This window comes from Clostridioides sp. ES-W-0018-02, from assembly GCF_020658175.1.
Taxonomy (GTDB): Bacteria; Bacillota; Clostridia; order Peptostreptococcales; family Peptostreptococcaceae; genus Clostridioides.
Genome location: NZ_JACVVY010000003.1, coordinates 130,438 through 152,227, shown reverse-complemented (window position 1 = coordinate 152,227; position 21,790 = coordinate 130,438). Strand labels below are relative to the sequence as shown.

Genomic DNA, 21,790 nt, shown 5'->3' with positions numbered 1-21,790 from the left:
ATTTATATAATTGTTTCTTATTATAATAAATATACTTTTTAAGCAAGTTTAAACAGAATAATTATACCAATTTTAAAAAAAATTTCTAAAATCTCATAAAACTAAGTGTTTTTAAATTCTGTTATTATATGTTAATTATAGTAGTTTTTTAATGATTTGTATGATTTATTGAGGTTTTAAGACTTTTTTTCTCTTTAAATACTTTTAAACTTTTTACAATTGTTCATATTATTCTTATTCAAAATTTATCACATATAAAAAATACTCTAATTTATAATAAAATAATAAAAAAAGAGATTAAACAATCAGTTTAATCTCTTTTATAAATTTATATAAGCTTAATCATTTTCATTTAACCATTTAGTTAGAACTTCTATATATTTATCATTTTCTTCAACAAATGGCATATGTCTTGAATATTCAAATAGTTCCCATTTACTATTAGGTATCCTATCATACATAGTCTTTGCAATATATGGTGAACACAAATCTATCGCTCCACTAGTTACTAAACAAGGTTCCTTTATTTCATGTAATCTATCTGTAAACTCATATCCAGAAAGAGTACCTGTAGGAGAAAATTCATTATATCCCCATCCTACAATATATGCTTCAGAACCAGACTTTTTAGGTCTTCTTAAACATTCAGGAGAATCTTCAGTTACTTCCCCTGCACAATACATCTCCATAAACTTTTCTAATGCATCATTATATTCTTTACTAGAGTAATCTCCAGTATTTACTGCATCAAGTAACGCTTTTTGTTCAGCTTCACTCATATATGATATTCTTCTTTTTTGTTCTTTTTCCCAAAGTTTTGCAGAAGAAAGAGTAGATGAAAGAATGTACGACTTGATACCCTTTGGTTTATATTCAATAGCATACCAAATAGCCTGCATACCTCCCCAAGACTGACCTAATAGATGTATTTCATCAAGTCCTAGATGTTTTCTTAGTTCGATAAGTTCTTTTATCCAAGTGTCTGCATTAAATAACTCAGGATGCCCTTCTACAAATGAATTACCACAACCAATTTGGTCATACATTATAACTTGTCTTCCACTTTCAGCTATCTTGTCCAATACTTCAAAATAGTTATGTGTAGAACCTGGACCTCCGTGAAGTAGTACTAATGGTTTCTTTCCTTCTGTAGCTTCTCCCACTATACGGTAATAGGTTTTAAAACCTTCAAAAGGCATGTATCCTTCAGTAATTTTCATGTTTATCTCCTCCAATTTGTCATTATGAACAATAATTAAGTTCATTAATAAGGCTATTTAAAACTTCTCATACATATTTAATTATGTATTTTTATCTTTATACTTACTTTTATAAATAGTATAACATAAAAGTTAAAAATCACCATACAAAACAAATTATAAAATCTTATTAATTATATAATTTTATTTTTTATTAATAATAGTATATACATTTTTGACTATTTTCATTTGCTACAACTATTTTTATTTGTTATTATGATATGAAATAAAAAAAATATCATCATGATGTATACCAGTTTTCTTGCATTTCTAATATTCTTATAAACATATTATACTTATAATCACATAATCATATTTTAAAGTCAGTTGTACTTGTCAGTATGAGCTTTATAGCGCTATTTATTGGTATTATTAGCAAATCATCAAAAGCAACAATTATTACATCATTTTTGTTAATATTTTTAACTCAATCAAATGTATGAGATTTTACACTGGCAAATAATATATACAAAAAACTTTCATAAAATAAAAATATATTGATTGTATTTAGCTAAATAGGGCAATAAAATAATTAAGTATAATTAATTACATTTCAAACCCTATTAGTTTTATGTTAAAATTATCTTTATTATATTTGTTTACAGGAGGTTTATATTTGAATAATATTAATTCACTTAAAGTAATAAAATTATCTCTTGGATGCTCTCTTGCTATATCTATTGCTTGGCTGTTAAAATTAGAATACTCTATGGTCGCTGGAGTTATAGTACTACTTACAGTAAAGGACACTAAAAAAGAAACGCTTAAGGGTTCTATTGGAAAGGTTTATGGTTTTCTTTTATGTACTATTTTTTCCTATTTATGTTTTAATATTTTAGGATATAATTTGACTTCATTTTCAATATTTATATTCATAATTATACCGCTTTGTTTTTTATTAAAAATTCAAGATGTTATTGCCATGTGTGTAGTAATTGCATCCCATTACTTCCTACAAGGAGAAACATCTATAAAATGGATTTTAAATGAAGCTGGAATATTTGCAATAGGTACTGGAATAGGTGTCATAATAAATATGTATATTCCAACAAATATACATAAAATCTATGAAGTCCAAAAAAAGTTACAAGAAGAAGTGAGTATTGTGCTTATAGATATTGCCGATATTATTGTAAATCCTAAAAAAGAAAATAGGTTCAGTAGAGATTTATATACCTTAAATTCACTTATTGATAGTAGTATTTCTGAAACTTATGATAATATTAATAATACTTTATTAAGTGATACTAAATTTTTCTTAGAACATATGGATATTATAAAAAGCCAACGGGATATCTTAGAAGACTTGTATAGTTATGTATCTCAACTAGACTCTACTCCACCACAAGCTCATATTCTATCTGCTTTCATACATAAGATAGGTTATACTGAATTTGAAGCCGAAACAGGGAATCTTCTTCTTGAAGAATTGGGCAGGTTAATGCTTAGTATGCAAAATCAACCTCTACCTGTTGATAGAACAGAATTTGAAAATAGAGCTATTTTATTTTTTTGCTTAACTAAATTAAAACAGTTTTTAATTAACCGTATACGTGCTCAAGTTCTCAGAGATAATAATTTTTATAAATAGTATTATGAATCAAAAACAGGTAGATAATCTCCCTGCTTTTTGATTCGTAATACTATTTCAAATTATATTCTACAGTAAAAATACTACTATATTTTTTAGATTTAAAGTGGATACATTCAATCTATTAATTTAATTATTTAGATTTAAATAATCAGATATATTATAAAAATGAATATTAAAAATTGTATAAACACCATTTTCTGAGTATATATCAATCTTATGACCTAAGTTATCTATCATCTTTTTTGCAAAGTATAATCCCATTCCAGTAGATTTATACAATCTATTTCTTCCATTTGTTCCTGTAAATCCTCTATTAAAAACTCTACATATATCCTCTTCATTTATACCTATACCATAATCCTTTATAGATAACACTACTCCATTTTCTAATGGCTTTGCATTAAATTCAATTTTACCAACTTCTTTTGAGTATTTTATAGCATTATTAATAATTTGGTCTAAAATATAGGCTATACATTTAGAATCAGTGTAAACAGTATAATTTAAGTTGTTTAAACTAACTTCAATATTGTTTTTTATGAGTAAAAACGAGTTATTCTTTATAGAGGATTTTATTAATTTTTCTAAATTAACTTTATTCATAAATATGTCCTCAAACATACTATTACTTCTACTACTATATAAAATAGAATTTACTAAAAAGTTTATTTTTGCAATTTGATTCTTAATATCTATACTATCTTCTATATTATTTAATCTATCTGTAATTATACTCAAAGATGATATTGGAATCTTTATTTCATGAACCCATTTAGCTATGTATTCATCTAATTCTTTTAGAGATTGTTTGTAATTTTTTGTATCTTCATTATTCTTTGATTTCAAATTTTCAATAATATCTCTCATGATATTTGCTTCAAAGGATTGTCCATTAATCAAGTAGTTGTCTATATCATCATTATTTTCTAGACACTTACATAAATCTTTATAGCTATTTTTAAAGTTTATATAATCTACAATAAAAAATACTATTATTATGAGTAAAGCTAGAAAATCTAAGTATATTAACTCTGCATATTGATTCTCAAATATATTTATAGCAAATAAGTAAATATTTATTATACTAATGATAATAAAAAAAAGCACAATATACTTGAATCTGTCTTTTAAATATTTTACTATCATTATATTATATATCCTATTCCCTTTTTAGTTTTTATAAAATCATCAACACCTAACTCTTTAACCTTACTTCTCAATCTATTTATATTTACAGTAAGAGCATTATCTGTAACAAATTCATCATTATCCCATAAAGTCATCATAAGACTTTCTCTTGATACAACTTTATTTTTATTTTTTAATAATAAGTTTAAAATTTTTATTTCGTTTTTAGTCAATTCTATATCTTTTTCCTTGTACTTGTGTTTTATAATTCCTTTTCCTACATCAAACATTAAATCTTTGTAGTATAGAATACTATTAGAGTCGCTATAATTATAAGCTCTTCTTATTATCCCATTTATTTTGGTAACTAAGATATCTATAGAAAATGGTTTTGTAATATAATCATCTCCTCCATTATTTATTCCCATTATTAAATCCATATCAGAATCTCTTGATGAAAGGAATATGATTGGAACATTTGAAACACCCCTTATTTTCTCGCACCAGTAAAATCCATTATACAGTGGTAAATTAACATCCAAAAGTACTACATCTGGTTTTTTATCTATAAATTCTTCTAAAATCAGTTCAAAATTATCAATTACTTCTACTTTAAATCCCCATCGTTCTAACGCCAAAGCAATTTCTTTTGATAAATCAATATCATCTTCTATTAATAAAATTTTATACATTTATGCAATCTCCATTATTTTAATATTTTATTATAATATAAATTATCTCTATCATATTATATTTTGTATACATTTATTAGTCAAACGGCTTAAATCTAATTAATAAGAGACTCTTATTGTAAGAGTCTCTTTGTTTTAATAAATTTGTTGATTAATTTTCGTATATTACCTTCTTAAACTTATTAATAGATACTGCTCCATATATTATGAAGATTATTAAGCATATTACTAAGCTTAATATATATATACTAAATAAATCAGCCATTAGTAAACTGCCTGCTAGTCTTAATGCAAAGTAACTTGATATTGTTGCACTTAACATTGGTAAAGTGTAAAATATAGCTACTTCTTTAAAGACAGCTTTATTTATTTCTTTTTCTGTAGTTCCTATCTTCAATAAAGTTTTATATTTATCTCTATCTTCATAAGCATCACTATATATTTTCATGTATATTATGCTTCCAGCCACAAGCGTAAATACTAAAAATAAAAATACAAGCACTACATATGCAAATTTCATCCATTGACTTTCGTTTTGAGCTTTATATCCATTTCTCATATAGCCACTTTTCATACTTAAATTTTTTTCAATATTATCGAACATCTTTTGGCTATTTTCTTCCTCAGATACTTTCGCTCCATAAAAATATATTTGTTCTCCTTTGTCTTTTAACTTAGAGTAGATGTTATCATTTACTACTATAATACTGTCATTAATCCCTGTTCCCAATACTGGTACTTTCATTTCCCCTTTTGTAATATTATATACTTGTCCATCAATGTTCACACTAGTTTCTTTTTTAGCTAATGTTAATATCGTTTGAGGACTTTTTAACTGCATTACATTATTTCCTTCAACTAATTTTTCGCCATACTCTTTTAATTCCTTCTCATTTCCATTTACTTTGAGAATATTGTAAAAATCACTGTATTTCATTATTATATTTAATTTATCATAATCATCTTTGCTATCTGGATTTTCTAAAGCTATTAGTTCTGGATTTACTGAATATCTTATACTATTAGTATCTTTTATTATATCTTCTATTTGTGTTCTATCTACTTCATTTTTATCTGTTGAAACTATACTAACAGTATATACATTCCTCTGTTCTTGAGCATTTTGTTGTATATGTTTTATGGCAACTGATGCACCAAGGGTTGATATTGTAGTCGTTATAATTATAGCTATTATAGAGTAAGTTTTATAGTTTTTATTTAATCTATAATTTATATTGTTTATTGCTATTATATTATTTCCATTAAATAATACTTTTTTATTTTTCATTATAATATCAAATATAACAGGCATAACTGATTTAAATAAACCATAAGTACCTATTATTATTATCACTATAACTGGTATTACACTAGCTATGTTTCCAGAGCGTATATCCATAGAAAGATAATAACCATATCCTAATACTAAAATTGATATTATGGCTAATATGTATAATCCTATTCCTACTTTTGGTATTTTGTCTTGCTTCTTAGATGTGTTAATTAGGTTTATTACACTACTTCTACATATTGTTACAAAACCTTTTATAGTCATTATCATAAATATAGAAATAAATATCAAACTGGCATACATTATAGCTTTGATACTAAACCCATTGGATACATTTATATCAAATCCTGATAATTTTATTATTACTACCTGGAAAAATCTAGATGTTATTATCCCTATAAGTATTCCTGTGATACAAGAGCTTATTCCTATAAGCATGTTTTCTACAAAATATATTTTTCCTATAGTATATAAATCCAATCCCATAAAAGATAGTATCCCTATTTCTTTTGACCTATTTTTAAAGAATATATTTGTCGCATACCATATAAAGAAAAATAAAAATACTGACAATATTATTATTACAGATATTAACACTGATAATGTGAATTTCTGATTTTCCCCTTGCAATACATTTATGGCATCACCATATCTTAGTAATTCAAAATTAGTCAGTACAACTACTGAAAAGACCATAGATATAAAAAATGCCAGATAAGTTCTTATATTACTTTTAAAATTATTATAAGCAATTCCAAGTACACTCACTTACATTTCACCTCCCATAGAGGCCAACATATCCATAATCTTTCCATAAAATTCTTTTCTACTACTTCCTTTGTTCAATTTACACTTTATAGTTCCATCATTTATCATATATACTTCATTTGAATAACTTGCTGTTAGAGGGTCATGTGTAATCATTATAATAGTAGCATTATTCTCTTTATTTATTCTTTCTAATGAGTTTAAAAGTTCATAAGCTGATTTAGAATCTAAAGCACCTGTTGGCTCATCAGCAAATACTACTGCTGGATTTGTAATTAGTGACCTCGCTGCTGCACCTCTTTGTTTTTGACCTCCTGATAATTGGTATGGATATTTATCTAAATGATTTTCTAATCCAAATTTTTTGGCTATCGAAAATACCTTACCTTCAATTTCTTTACTTTTCTTTTTCCCTAATGCCAGAGGAAGTGCTATATTATTCATGAGTGTCATATTATCTAATAAGTTATAGTCTTGAAATATAAATCCTATCTTCTCTCTTCTTAATTTTGATAGTTCATTATTTTTTACTTTAGATATGTTAATTCCATCGAGTATTATTTCTCCTGAGGTTTGTTTGTCAAGTGTAGACATTAGATTAAGTAATGTTGTTTTACCTGCACCTGATGGCCCCATTATTGCTATAAAATCACCTTCGTTAACTGTGAGAGATATACTTTTTAATACATTTGTTTTAAATCCTTTTATTCCATAGTCTTTTGATATATTTTTTATTTTTAATATTTCTTTCATAATAATAACCTCCACTTGTTCATTTCTTAGTATATCTTTATTTTAAAGGTTTTGTAGAGTTAAGTCCTTATGTAAGCATTACATTTTGACTACTAACATTACACTTTTGTAACATATAAAAAGGTTATTAAAATAAGTGTGTTATAAAGTTTATTTGCATTTGGAATTATGATTCTTAATCTATCTGCTGTTTTATAAGAATATAGCATTATGTCTTTTCCACCAACAAGTAAATTAATAGGAATTGTTATTCTTCTAATTTCTTCAGCTTAATAAATGAGTATCCATTCTTTTTAATAATTAAATCTATAATCAATTGAAATAAATTCTAAAAGGATTAATTGTCATCTTCAAGTTTCTCAAGCTAAGAACATAACTTTTGCTTGTTATTTAATCACTAATATGTTCAAGTTCCAATACCTTTTTTATGCAGTTATCATTTTTTATAATATTATATACATACTTAAAGTCATCTATCTTTTCTCTTTTAGATAGTTGATTATTTTTAGAATGAATGAAGTTACCTAATAAAATTATAAATATAAAAATAATTACTAAGAACAATACTTTCTTTTTCATACACTTCACATAGACTCTCAAATTTAGTATTTTAATATAAATATCTAGAATAATACTTATATATTATATTTCATTATAGCTTACATATCTACAGATATATCTTATAACCTGTACAAAATCTACTACAATTTATCATATTGTCTTTTAAATTATCATATTTTTCTTGTTTTATTAAATATTTGTAAGTTGCTACCTCATAACCATCTAATATACTCAACAGCCCCTCAAAGATTTATCTTTAAGGGGCTAAAATAATCTATTTTATTTCACTAACATAAATTTACAACTTGAACTTGGTAAATAACCGTTATTATTTGGCCAGGAACCATAATATTTAAGTTAAATCCAGCTGATGGGTTAAGAGTTTTATCTCCTACTCCATTTATAGTTACTGATCCTAAAACAAATATTGAGTTAGCTGGCGTTGGATCTAGAAATACTACATTAGTAGCATTAATATTACCATTATTAACTATTTTAACAGTATAAGTTATTATATCTCCTATTGTTGCATATTTCTTATCTACTGACTTATTTACACTTAAACTGCCATATGCAATATTAGTAGCTACAGCATTAGAATAAGCTGTATCACTGTATGATGATTGTTTTGGATCAATAACATACTGGAATGGTATTACAGCTTGATTTATTACTTGGTTAGTAGAAGGAACTGAAGTTACTATTACTGTAAATACCACTATAACAACATTACCTATTCCAATACTTCCAAGGCTAAATCCTTTTGTTGGGTCTGCTGATGAATTTGTTACTCCATTTACAACTACACTTCCTTCATTAAATGTTACGCCAGTTGAAGGAGTATCTTGGAACATTACATTACTATCTATAACATTACCTACATTTGTCAATGTTACTGTATAAGTTAGTATATCTCCAATTGTTGCAATTGATTTATCTACCATTTTCACTACATTTATCTTACCTGATACTACATTGGTTGTTAATGTATTACTATATTGAGCGTAAGTCAATGGTGCCCCATTAGGATCTATATAGTAACTAAATTGAACTTGTGAAGTGTTAGTTACATATGGTGGTGTTGGTAAAGTGTTTATCTTAGCACTAAATCCTACAATTACGGTTTGACCTGGAGCCAGATTTGGTAAAGAAAATCCAACGGTTGGGTCTAGTGATGGATAAGTTACTCCATTTATTGTTACAGTTTGTGTAACAAAAGTTAATGATGATTGTAATATATCTAAGAATTGTAGATTATTTGAAATAACATTACCACTATTTACTATAGTTGAGGTATACGTTATTGTATCTCCCACCTTAGCATACATCTTATCAACTGTCTTAGTATTTGTTAATTGCCCCAAGTTAATATTAGTAGTTACAGTATTTGATGTTGCTGATATTTGATATGGACTTGAGCCTATATTATAACTTCCACTTGATGTTGCGTAGTTGGTAACTATTGGTGGTGTTGGTAATGTGCTATTTACTGTAACTTGGAATTGAACCAAAGAGGTATTCCCAGCTACTAAATTATTCGGTAAAGTAAATCCTCCTATTGGATTATAGTTTGCATAACTTATACCATCTATTATTACAGTTCCATTTGCAAACGTTGCTCCATTTGATAAGAAATCTGTAAATAATATATTAGATATAGGTGTATTTCCTGTATTTTTAACTAATACACTATAATTTAATGTATTGTTTAAAGTTACATATAACTTATCTACACTCTTAGTTAAAGTTAAACTAGGCTGAACTATTATTGTACTTGTAGTATTAGACTGATAAGAACTACTATAAAGAGATCCATTTGGATTTACATAATAGTTAAATGTTCCTATAGCATAGTTTATTACAGAATCGTGAGTCGGATTATTTATTACAGTTACTGTAAATTGTACTGTAACTGATTGTAGTGTTGGTATCGTACCCAAAGTAAATCCTTGAGTTGGGTCATAGTTTGTATAAGGCGTTCCTCCTATAGTTACTGTTCCACTATTAAAAGTTACATCTGATTGTAAGTTATCAAGAAAATTTACATTTTTAGCATCAACATTTCCAGTATTAGCTACAACTACTGTATATGTTAAGACATCACCCATAGTTGCATATGACTTATCTACGCTCTTTGTTAGAGTTATTAATCCTACATTTATTTGAGTGGGTACAGTATTAGAGCTAACTTGAGAGTATATATATGATCCTGATGGATTTATTAAATATGAAAAAGTAACATTTGCTGTATTGCTAATCAATGATGGATTTGGTAATAATGTCACTGTAGTATTAAAGCTTACTACCACTGTAGCACCAGGAGCAATATTTCCTAATGTAAAACTAGCATATGGGTCATAACCAGAGTATGATATTCCATTTATACTTACTGAGTTAGTAATAAAAGTCAATCCACTTGGTATCACATCTCTAAAGTTAACAGTGTTAGCTACTACATTACCTGTATTTACAATAGTAACTGTATAAGCCACTGTATCTCCTATAGTAGCATATGCTTTATTTACATTCTTAGTAACTGATAATGAACCTACATTTATTGCTGTAGACACAGTATTACTTGTACTTTGAACTGTAACTAGTGGATTAGATGGATTTATATAATATCCATAATTTGCTGTAGCTGTGTTGTAGATATTATCAGTAGATGGCAATGTACTAACTTTTACTGAAAAAGTTACTGTTGCACTTGAGTATCCAGCAATATCTGGTATATTAAATCCTGCATTTGTATCAGCATTAGGTTGAGATATTCCATTTACTACTACTGAGCCACTTATAAGCTGAGCATTTGATTGTATAATATCTTTAAATAGTATATTAGTACAGTTTGCATTACCTGTGTTATTGATTGTTATTGAATAGTTTAATGTATCTCCTATAGTTGCATATGCCTTATCTACTGATTTAGTAAGTGTTAATACTCCTAATTGTATATATGTTTTAACCGTATTAGAAGTAGCAGTCATTGTTTGTTGGTTATCTGATGGTGTTAACTGATAATTAAAAGTTGTAGAAGCTGTATTATCTACTTCTCCACTTGTAGGTATAGAAGTTATATTAACACTAAATGTTACTGTATGGTATTGATTAGGCGCTAAATCAGTTAAGCTAAATCCTACTGTCGGGTCATAGCTTAATTGTGGTGTCCCATCTACTACCACAGAATTTATATTAAATACTGTTGATGCTGGAGCTAAGTCCTTAAAGTTTAAACTTGTAGCATTTACAGAGCCTGTATTTTTAACTATTACTGTATAAGTTAAGCTATCTGGTTCAGTAGCATAAGCTTTATTAACTGATTTTGTAAGAGTTAATTCACCTACTGCAACATAAGTTTGTGTAGTATTAGTTTTAATTTGAACACCAGTATAGGTTTCGCCACTTGTATAATCGTAAGTTATTGTAGCATGGTTGTAGATAATATTGCCTGTCGGTCTAGTCTGTACAGTTGCTTGGAAACTAACTGTTACAGGTGTTCCTGGAACAATGTTTGGTATAGAGAACCCTTGACTTGGGTCAGCACCAGTTTGTTGAGTAGTACCTATATAAACTGAGTTTGCTACTAACTTAATATTAGAGTCCAAGGTATCCAAGAACTGTACATTTGTTGCATTGACATCACCATCATTAGTAATAGTTATACTAAAGTTTAAAGTATCTCCTATTTTAGCTATTGATTTATCTACAGATTTATCTGCTGACATTATAGTATCATAAACATAAATAGTAGTTGTATTAGAACTTGCATTTGTATTTATTGCACTACCAGTAGGATTAACATAGTAAGAATAATCTATTGTGGCTGTATTTAACAATTCATTATTTGTTGGTATTGAATTAGCAGTTACCTCAAACCTTACTGTAGTTTGTTGTCCTACCTGTATATCATTTAAACTAAATCCTATATTTGGATTATAGCTTGACATGTTAGTTCCATTTATATATACAGAGCCTGAAACAAAAGATGATTCTACTTGAATGATATCTGTAAAGTTAATATTCTTTAATACTGTGTTTCCAACATTAGCTATTACTACAGTATAAGTTATTATGTTATTTAATTTTACAATAGTTCTATCTGCTGATTTAGTAACAGCCATATTTCCATAGTTAATATAAGTTATAGTAGCATTACTTGTCGTATTAGAAGATATACTCTCTGTTCCAACAGTGTATTGATAGCTTAGATTTGAAGTATTGGTAATATATCCACTACCTGGTACACTAGCTACTTTTACTTGGAAACTTATAGTTACAGATGCTCCAGCTGCAATAGTTCCTAATGAAAACCCTTTACTTGGGTCATAAGATGATTGTGCTGTTGAGCCTATCATAACTGAGCCTATTACAAAAGTTGTATTACTTGGTATTATATCTAAGAACGTTGTATTTGCAATACTTTCATTGCCATTATTAGTTATTACTGAAGTATAAGTTATTGTATCATTTAAGGTTGCATAACTTTTATCTGCAGTCTTTGTATTAGTAACAGACATAGTTACAATATTTGTAGTAACTGTATTACTTGTTAAACTTCCACTAATATATTGACCTGTAGGGCCTAATTGGTATTGGAAGTTCATACTAGCAGTATTGTTTATTTGTGGTGGTGTTGGAATACTAGTTATTGTAACTTGGAAGGTTACAATAGTGCTACCACCTGGGCTTATATTCGGTATAGTAAATCCATTGTTAGGATTAACATTTGAATATCCTGTACTTACACCATTTACTGCAACTGAACCAGGTACAAATGTAGCTCCATTTTCAATAATATCTACTAAATTAACATTTGTTAAAGGTACTGTTCCTGTATTATTTGCTGTAACAGTATAAGTTAATGTATTTCCTAGCATTGCATAAGATTTATCTACTATTTTTGTTATTGTTGCTGAATAAGAATTGATTGTTGTAGTAACAGTATTACTTGTTATATTGTTAGTTACTGGTTGTTGTGATGGATCTATATAATAACTATAAGATGCTGTTGCACTATTTTTTATAACATTTGGTGAAGGTGTATTATTTACAGTCACTTTGAAACTAATAGTTATTGTTTGCCCAACATTCATAACCCCTAATGAGAAACCTTGTGTTGGATCATAATTTGATTTTGATACTCCATTCACTACTACACTACCTGCTACTAAAGTTGCTTCTTGTTGAAGAGTATCTGTAAAGGTTGCATTAGATATAATAGCAGTACCATTATTTGTAGCTGTAAATGAGTAAGTTAAGGTATCTCCTACTGTTGCATATGCTTTATCTACACTCTTTGTTAAACTTAGTGAACCTACAGGATCATAGGTTACAACTGTATTAGAGTATATAGTCTTAGTAACTTCTGGCGAAGTTGGATTTACCTGATAGTTTATTATCGCTTCTGAATAGTTTGGTATATATCCAACAGGTGGATTTACAACTATTGTAGTCGCAAATACAACTATTACAGTATCACCAGGATGAATATCTCCTACAGGGAATGATTGAGTCGGATTATATGATGGATAATTTACTCCATTAATATATACAGTCTCTGGATATAAGTTCATGTAAACACCTATATAGTCTGCAAATACAACATTTGTTAAAGATACTGTTCCTGTGTTTTGAATAGTCGTTGTATAAACCAATGAATCCCCTAGCTGAGCATAGTGTTTATTTACAGTTTTTGTAATTGTATAAGCCACTTGATTTACTGTTGTTTGTACAGTATTACTATATATAGATCCATTTAGTTCACTATTGTTAGGGTCTGGTTGATAGCTATATACTAAAGCACTTTGATTATATACAATGTTTGGAGTAGGAACTGAATTAACCTTAACTTGGTATGTTACTTCTATGGTATCACTTGCACATATTGTTCCAAGAAGAAATCCTTGATTTGGATTATATGATGAATATGACACACCATTAATTGTAACCGTTCCAGGTATAAGAGTTGTGCCTGATTGAATATTTGATAAAAACATAGTACTAGTTGCATTAATATTACCATTATTAGTAATATTTACAGTGTAATATAATGTATCACCTATTATTGCATAGGCTTTATCCACACTTTCAACAATATTCATACATACATAATTAGCTATAGTATCAACTATATTAGAATCTTGCTCTGTAGTTACCACACTAGATGTAGGTGTTATTTGATACTTAAATGGAACTTGAGCTATATTTTGTATTGTATTTGCTGGATTAAGTTGTGTTACAGTAACTTGATAGCTAATATTTGTAGTTGCTTGAGAATTTATAGGATTTGGTAATACAAATCCAGTAAAAGGATTTAACCCTGATTGAGCTACTCCATTTATTTGAACACTGTCACTTACAAATGTAGTTCCAGGTATTGTTGGCTCAGATATTTGAAATTTAGAAGCTGGTTGATTTCCTACATTACTTAAGCTTAAAGTATAAGTTACTGTATCGCCAATATTAGGATAATTATTATTATTACATCTTTCACCTATTACATCTATATATCCCACTTGTATACTAGTATGATTACTAAATATAGTCTTTTTTCTTATATAACCATATTGATTATACATATACCCAAAACTTACACATGAATAATTATCTATATTTGTTGATGGCGGTAATGAATTTATTTTTGATTGAAATAATATTTGTGTGCTACTTCCTGGCGCTAAATCTTGTAAAGATATACCTACTGTTGGGTCATCTGTTATATCTGTTATACCATCTATTGTTACACTTCCAGTAACAAAGGAAGAATATCGATTAATTTTATCTTGGAGTAATATATTTGTTGCAGCTATGTTACCTGTATTAGTTATATTTATTGTATATGTTACAGTATCTCCAACATTTGCAGTACTTGCTGAAGCTGATTTTGATATATTTAAAAGAGCTTCTTGAACCATTATTTGAACAGTATTTGTATTTGCATTGTTTGTAATAGTATTTTGACCTGATGTAAATTGGTAACTATAATTTACAGTATCATATATCAAATTGCCTGGTGTTGCAGGCAATGAATTTGATTTAACTGTAAAAGTAACATTAGCAGTCCCATAAGCTGGAATACTTCCTATATTTACACCTTTTGTAATATCTCCACCTTGAATAGTTTGATTGTTTACTATAACTGAGTTTTGAACAAAGCTAACTGATGAGTCTAAAGTTGTAGATAATATAACATTGTTAGCAATAATACTTCCATTATTTTTTATTTGAACTGAAAATACTAATTGTTCTCCAACCTCAGTGTTATATTCTCCATCACCATCTATATCATATAGCTCCAAATAAGCTGTAATATCAGGTGCTTGAGCAAATACTTGAGTACCAAAAGCTACTATTTGTACTCCATCTCCAGATACACTTTCAGTTATTTGAGTAGCTAATAATGATTGATTTGTAATTAATGTATTTGAAATATCTACATCTACAATATCCCATTTATTTCTTGCTCCTACAAGTTGTGTAGGTACAAACCCATCATTGTTATTAGTTGCATTAGTTCCTGAAATATTTAGTAAACCATTACTAGAGCTTGTAGGGTCTGCTACATTTATTACTCCACTAAAGAAATTATTTTCTGGATTATTTGGTGATGTCCCAGGATTAGTATTTGGTGAAAAAACTGAATTACCAACATTACTTAATTGAGCAAAAGATGGTCCCACTTCTACATATTCATTTCCATCAAGTGGAGAACCATTTGCACAAGCAATAAACATATTGCCTTTTAACATTGATGGATCTGTACTAGTTGTATATCCAGACATCGTCATTTGTAATGGTGTATTAGTAGTTGCTACTGATATACCAGAGTTATAAAGAATCATTTGAGGTTTAAATAAATCATTTCTATATATTACTGTTAATGTCCATCCTGCTCTTGTATTACTTAGACCTGTAGAGGGTACACTTATTGGTACATTTGATACTGTATAACTTCCTGATAGTGCTGCCTGAACATATGTTGTTACATCTGCAGCTCTGTATCTATCAACATTTCCTGTTGGCCCATTATAAGTATCCATATACTTAGGTATTATGGAATATATTCCTTGTGGAGTTGTAAAAGTTATTGCGCTATCTTGAATACTGCTAACACTTTGTGCCCCTGATACACTACTAGTCACTGTAGAATACCAAACAAGCTCTGCATATAATACTTTACTGTTTGATAATATATTTAAATTTGCAGAACTTCCTGCTTTAGTCCAATCTCTTGTTGTTGTTCCATTAGGCATAATTAAATCAGATGTACTTACTGTTAAAGCTGTACTACTACCACATACAACTAAACTGTTTCCTGTACCCACTAAAATAGCTTTATCTATTGCCTTAAAACGTGGTGTTAGTGACATGTTTACCTCCTTGCAAAGAATATTTTTAATTTTGCATTATCATTTTTAAGAATTACTGTATATTATATTAAAGTAGTAATTTTTTAGTTCCTAAAAATTAAATTTTTAATTAAAACAAATATTTTTTTATCGAAATATGTATATTTATTTTGAATATAATTTATTAATAAACTTAAAGGAGTGATTTAATGGACTCAAACATGTTAAATATTATTGTAAGTAATACTCAAAAGATTCCTATAATAATAGGAAATACTTCTACTTTTAGTATTACTATACAAAATCTCAGCACTGTGCAAAGATTTTATAATCTAGGCCTTACTATTACAATACCTGATGGTCTAGTCCTTTCGACATCTACTTTTTCACAAACATCTAGTATAACAAATGCTGATAATAGCATCACATATTCTTGGGTTAATATGAAAGACCTTGCACCTATGGAGGTAAATTTCACTTTTAGTATCACTGTTAAGTGTAATACTAAATTTAAAAATGGAACTGTAATACCATTTGGATATATATTTTCTGGAATAAGTGTATCTTGTCAAGCAGATACTATGCCTAGAGGGAGCTATGATATAGGTGATGTAGTAATTACTAATAGTATAGCTATGTCTTTTCAAACAATAATGTTTAATAGTACTATTACTACCCCTGGAAAAGTATTAAAAGGTGCAGGTAGCCTACTCACTTTAAATGATTATACTCAAGTTAACACTGCTACTTGCAAGTTTTATAATAATTCAGATTCTTCATCTTTAGTTAATATAACAATACTATTAGATGATGGAATTAGATATATAGGAAATATTACTACTTTAGGTACTGATGCATCACAATTTACAACTCCTACTATTAACTTGGTTAGTATTAATAATAAAATGTATACTCAACTTTATTATAGTAATGTAAATCTTTCAGTAAGTAGCAATACTACCTTAAATTTTAATTTTGCAATATGGAATCAATATAACAGTAATCAAGGAAATTATATTGTTCATGGTACTACATTGAATATGTACATTAGTATGGTATCAGCAAACCCTCAAGTAACAGCCAGTTCTAGCAGTACTACTAGTTTTTCAGCAATGGATTTGATAATAGCTACTTCTACAAGTAAATCTATAGTTGATATACAAAATACAGTAACTTACACCTATGTATATAAGGTTGGGCAATATTACAATATACAAAATATATTAGTTCATTATTTGTTACCTGATGGAATCCTTTATCTATCTAGCTCTATTAATCCAACTTCAGTGGCAAATAGTTCTACAATGAAAGGATATTATCTAACTTACAACTTTGCTTTTATGCCACAAAACTCTACACAGACTGTAACAATAAGTGCAAAAATTAATAGTTTTTATACCTATAAATTTGATACAAATAACATAAATCTACCTGTTGTAGCTTCTGATCCTTTTACTTCAACTACTGATATTACAGGTACTCTTGTAGGTTCATTAACTCAAGTCACTGATAATTCTAGTGTATCTTCAAGTATAAATGTAGGAACAATTACCAAACAGTTTGTTAAAGGATACTATAAAAATGGAACCTCTAAAACAATAAATTCTTTAGCTCCTGGAGATTTTGCTGAGTATTTATTAACTTACAATGCATCTACATTACAAGCTACTCAAAAACAAGTTTATATAGATGACTTTTTCCCATTATCATCTAATCCTATAACCAACTTAACTTACAACTACACTGGTTATAATCCTGTATCTCAACCTAAACTAATAAGTCCCCATGGAGTGGATTTCTTCTATGGAAATATACCTAGCTTAACTACTGCTACTATTAGTTTTAAAGTACAAATAGAGCAACTGGGTTCTTCTGGCCAAAATGCTAATCTAATGAAACTAAAAGGAATAAATACCTATGGATATGCCTATAGCAATCGTGCGCAAGTCAACTTTAATATAGGCACTCCTAATATTCAATTAACTAAGACTGTTAATGGTCCTAACACAACCGTTATAAAATCTAATGAAATCTACACATATGCAGTTACTATAAAAAATACTAATACACTAGGAACAGAAACAGATGCATTTAATTTTACTCTTAATGATACTTTATCTAACTGGTTTACTCTTAAGAAAAATAGCTTAATAGTTAATGGAACAGGTAGTTATGATGAAATTGAAATTGAAGATAATAGTATTATTGTTAGTATTGATAAACTTGCTCCAGGTCAATCTATTACTTTAACATACAGTGTAACTATAAGCTCAGTCATAGCTCCAGGAGTAAGTATTACCACTACAGCAACTAATACTAATCCATATTCTCAAGAATATGATGATTATTCAGATAACTACCAATATTCTAATCTTAATAAAAGTGCATCAGTTAAAATCTCTTCAGCTAACATAATAGTATCAAAAAGTAATGTAGCATCTACATTTAAGGTTGGCTCTTTAATAACCTACACAATTACAATGACTATTCCTCAAGGTACCATTGCATATGGACTATATGTAAAGGATGTTCTTCCAAATGGAGGTCAATCTTATGTAGGTTCTGCATTTAAAAACGGTGTATCTATAATACCAACAGTATCATCTTATACAGTTACATTACCTACTGAAGGAACAATAGATGCTAGAGTATCATCACAAACAATAGCTTACAACATGACCTGTAGAATAATTAGTGCAACTAAGAGTATTGGTGCATTAACTTCTACACAAAATAATATTGCACAATGCCTATATCAACAAATTCAAGGTGGTAGTTATACCACAGTTTCTAATACATTAGTTGTAACAGTAAATCATCCAAACTTGGTGATGACATTAAGTGCAACAGATAAAACTACTTCTACTATATATAACCAAACTGCTAGTATAAGCACTAATTCTGTTATGCAATTTTTACTTATATTCCAAAATAACAGTTTAGTAAATTTAGTAAATGGTACTATACAAATTCCTATAAATAATAATTTCTTATTTACTTCTATAAATACAACTTCATTCTGTAATGCAACCTATAATAGTTCTACAAAAAATGTTGTTATTTCAATACCACAGTTAGGTCCATCTATGTCTGGATATGTAACTTTTACAGTAATACCTCAATTAATGTTAATCTCTGGTTCTTCAATGACTACTCAGGCAACTGCTGTTTCTTACTATAATGATATATTGCCTACTAAAATATATAGTGGTGAACAAAGTAACACTATAACTTGCTCTTTAGTCCCTGGAGTTTCATTATTGCCAAATCCAGCTAATAGAATAGATGATTCAACGTCATATATTGTTACACCTGCAGGCAATACTGCAGTGATATTAAATTATTTTAAAAACACTGGCGGAGGCTATGACAGTTATTCAATAACTATACAAAAAGTAGCTATTTCTTATACACTGTACATTAATGGTACAAAAATAACTGATGTAGCTACTAATACATTTTATCAAGCAACTTTACCTCAATTAACAAATTTACCTCCTAATAGTAGCAAATTAATAGAACTAGATGCGGTCATTCCTTCTAATCAACCATTAGGTGTTAGGTATGATTTTTATATTACTGTTACATCACAAACTAATCCATATCCAAGTAAGACAGTTTTAAATATAGATCCTAGTTAAAAATAAAAATATCTTCTATCATGAGTATTTATAAATACTATACAGTTTATTTCTTTATTATAAAAAACCATCGATTATACTTGATAATATTCGATGGTTTTAATAATATAGTAATATATTTGAGCTAACAAACAATTTACCTTTATAAATTTGGCTTGTTGATGTATTTTCAATATTTATTTTTATATTATCTTTATTTAAATAGGTAATACCAATAGGTACAAGCATGTTACAAGAAAATCCAAAAACACTTACTTTAGTTTTCATTTTTTGGTTTTTGTTTTTTCTATTAGTTTTTTTACATTTTGTTTTATAATTTATTTCGTATTCTATGTTACCTAAAATAATAAAGGTGCATACATCAGAATTTTGTTTTCTATATACATCATTAGCAGGAGTGTTGACAATCTTTGTTTCTAGTATATTTACTTTTACTTTTATATCGATTATTTTATCTATTTTCTGAGATATTTTTACATTGTTATCCACTTGTAATGATTTAAATACTTTATTTTCAACATGTGTGTTCACTTTATTACTTTTCATTACTACTCTAGTGGGAGACATCTCAATATTGTAAATATAGTCATGTTCTATAGTGGAGCAATTTTTTATTGTATTACAGAGATAATGAGGTAATACTATAACTTTAAATGTTATTATTATGCATTTTCCTGAATTAATATCATACAAACTAAACCCTTTTTCTGGATTTATGAAATATTTCTTTATACTATTTATAGTTACTGAGTTATTTATAAATTTTGTCCCTGTTGGAATTTTATCTTGAAAAAATGCATTAGTTACAATATACTTACTAACATTTGAAATGCAAACTGTATATGTTATTATATCAAAAGAATATGAATGTTTCTTATCTACATATTTTTCTATCTTTAATATATCCTTTACTATATCAGTAGAAACTACATTACTACAGATAGTCTTTACTATTACAGGACTTTTAGATGATAATCTATATTGAAAGTCTATCCTACATTCATTTATGACCTTCATTACATCACTCTTTTCTATTTATGTCTGTTAGATATTAGATTATTATTACTCTAAATATTGCATTAACATAGTTACACTTACAAATACTTTACTCTGATTGAGCTTTACACTGACGTCTTCTACAAAGTATCTAAGATTAATTCTTTCATCATTACTATCATAATTTGGTATAACTATGAAAGTACTAAATGGCAGCATAATATTTAATACTTTATTTTTTTTATGTTTATTACGCTTACATTTTTTTTTGTTGTTTTCATATTTTAATATTAAACTCATATTAATATTACCCAATATAATAAGATTTTTCCCACTTAAATGTTGCCCTTCTAATGAAGTTCCTTTTACTGTATCCACTATTTTTGTATCACATAATTTTAATGAGTATATTTCTATAGATGGAGTTGTATATTCTATTCTATAATCTTTAGACTTTTTATTAGATAATTGTATATTTTGATACGTAGTAAATTGTTTAAAATATTTTAGTGGATGTAATTCTCCAAAGCAAGATATATTGTATGTCATTTCACCTATACTATAATCCATATTCTTTTTTCTCCCTTTTAGTATATTCTTCAATACAATGAAAAATTTATAATGTGGTATTCTCTACCTATTAATATATTATATGATATTAAAACTATTAATACTAAATAACTAAAAAGTATTGTATCATCTATATATTCTTCACATTAACTCCCTTGCTTAATATTTTTTCAAGTTATTACCTTAGTA

Annotated in this window: 12 protein-coding genes; 2 read left to right on the top strand and 10 right to left on the bottom strand. The window is 27.8% G+C overall.

The genetic code is table 11. The annotated features are described in order from the left end of the window. Nucleotides 1-338 precede the first annotated feature (338 nt). On the bottom strand, nucleotides 339-1,220 hold the full coding sequence (pepI, locus tag IC219_RS09490; RefSeq protein WP_227830928.1) for a proline iminopeptidase: 882 nt from the start codon (nucleotides 1,218-1,220) through the stop codon (nucleotides 339-341). A gap of 655 nt (nucleotides 1,221-1,875) precedes the next feature. On the opposite strand from pepI, the gene IC219_RS09485 reads away from it, so the two are divergent. Further along, nucleotides 1,876-2,850: an aromatic acid exporter family protein gene (locus IC219_RS09485; RefSeq protein WP_227433886.1), complete on the top strand. Its 975-nt coding sequence runs from the start codon at nucleotides 1,876-1,878 to the stop codon at nucleotides 2,848-2,850. Nucleotides 2,851-2,979: 129 nt separating this feature from the next. On the opposite strand, the gene IC219_RS09480 is transcribed toward IC219_RS09485, so the two are convergent. The 7 genes from IC219_RS09480 to IC219_RS09455 all read right to left on the bottom strand — a co-directional run bounded on the left by IC219_RS09480 (nucleotide 2,980) and on the right by IC219_RS09455 (nucleotide 16,415). Continuing rightward, a complete protein-coding gene (locus IC219_RS09480) occupies nucleotides 2,980-3,999 on the bottom strand; it encodes a sensor histidine kinase (RefSeq protein WP_227830929.1) in 1,020 nt (339 codons plus the stop codon). Then, nucleotides 3,999-4,673 (bottom strand): response regulator transcription factor, encoded by a 675-nt coding sequence (locus IC219_RS09475; RefSeq protein WP_227433884.1) that lies wholly within the window; start codon nucleotides 4,671-4,673, stop codon nucleotides 3,999-4,001. The genes IC219_RS09480 and IC219_RS09475 overlap by 1 nt, the downstream gene beginning before the upstream one ends. Nucleotides 4,674-4,824: 151 nt before the next feature. Next, a complete protein-coding gene (locus IC219_RS09470; protein ID WP_227830930.1) occupies nucleotides 4,825-6,732 on the bottom strand; it encodes an FtsX-like permease family protein in 1,908 nt (635 codons plus the stop codon). Next, nucleotides 6,733-7,485 (bottom strand): ABC transporter ATP-binding protein, encoded by a 753-nt coding sequence (locus IC219_RS09465; protein WP_227433882.1) that lies wholly within the window; start codon nucleotides 7,483-7,485, stop codon nucleotides 6,733-6,735. A gap of 390 nt (nucleotides 7,486-7,875) precedes the next feature. Then, entirely contained in the window at nucleotides 7,876-8,064 is a 189-nt protein-coding gene (locus IC219_RS09460) for a hypothetical protein (RefSeq protein ID WP_227830931.1), read from the bottom strand. Nucleotides 8,065-8,152: 88 nt separating this feature from the next. Beyond that, nucleotides 8,153-8,281, bottom strand: a complete 129-nt coding sequence (locus IC219_RS21710) for a hypothetical protein (protein ID WP_255612965.1) — start codon at nucleotides 8,279-8,281, stop codon at nucleotides 8,153-8,155. A 52-nt stretch (nucleotides 8,282-8,333) separates the two neighbouring features. Beyond that, nucleotides 8,334-16,415, bottom strand: a complete 8,082-nt coding sequence (locus IC219_RS09455; protein WP_227830932.1) for a DUF11 domain-containing protein — start codon at nucleotides 16,413-16,415, stop codon at nucleotides 8,334-8,336. Nucleotides 16,416-16,603: 188 nt separating this feature from the next. Between IC219_RS09455 and IC219_RS09450 the strand changes: the two genes are divergently transcribed. Continuing rightward, the gene (locus IC219_RS09450; RefSeq protein WP_227830933.1) at nucleotides 16,604-20,035 is read left to right on the top strand and encodes an isopeptide-forming domain-containing fimbrial protein; all 3,432 of its coding nucleotides are present in this window, start codon (nucleotides 16,604-16,606) and stop codon (nucleotides 20,033-20,035) included. A gap of 99 nt (nucleotides 20,036-20,134) precedes the next feature. On the opposite strand, the gene IC219_RS09445 is transcribed toward IC219_RS09450, so the two are convergent. Further along, nucleotides 20,135-21,052, bottom strand: a complete 918-nt coding sequence (locus IC219_RS09445) for a DUF11 domain-containing protein (protein WP_227830934.1) — start codon at nucleotides 21,050-21,052, stop codon at nucleotides 20,135-20,137. 45 nt (nucleotides 21,053-21,097) lie between these two features. Beyond that, on the bottom strand, nucleotides 21,098-21,601 hold the full coding sequence (locus IC219_RS09440) for a hypothetical protein (protein WP_227830935.1): 504 nt from the start codon (nucleotides 21,599-21,601) through the stop codon (nucleotides 21,098-21,100). Nucleotides 21,602-21,790: the final 189 nt, after the last annotated feature.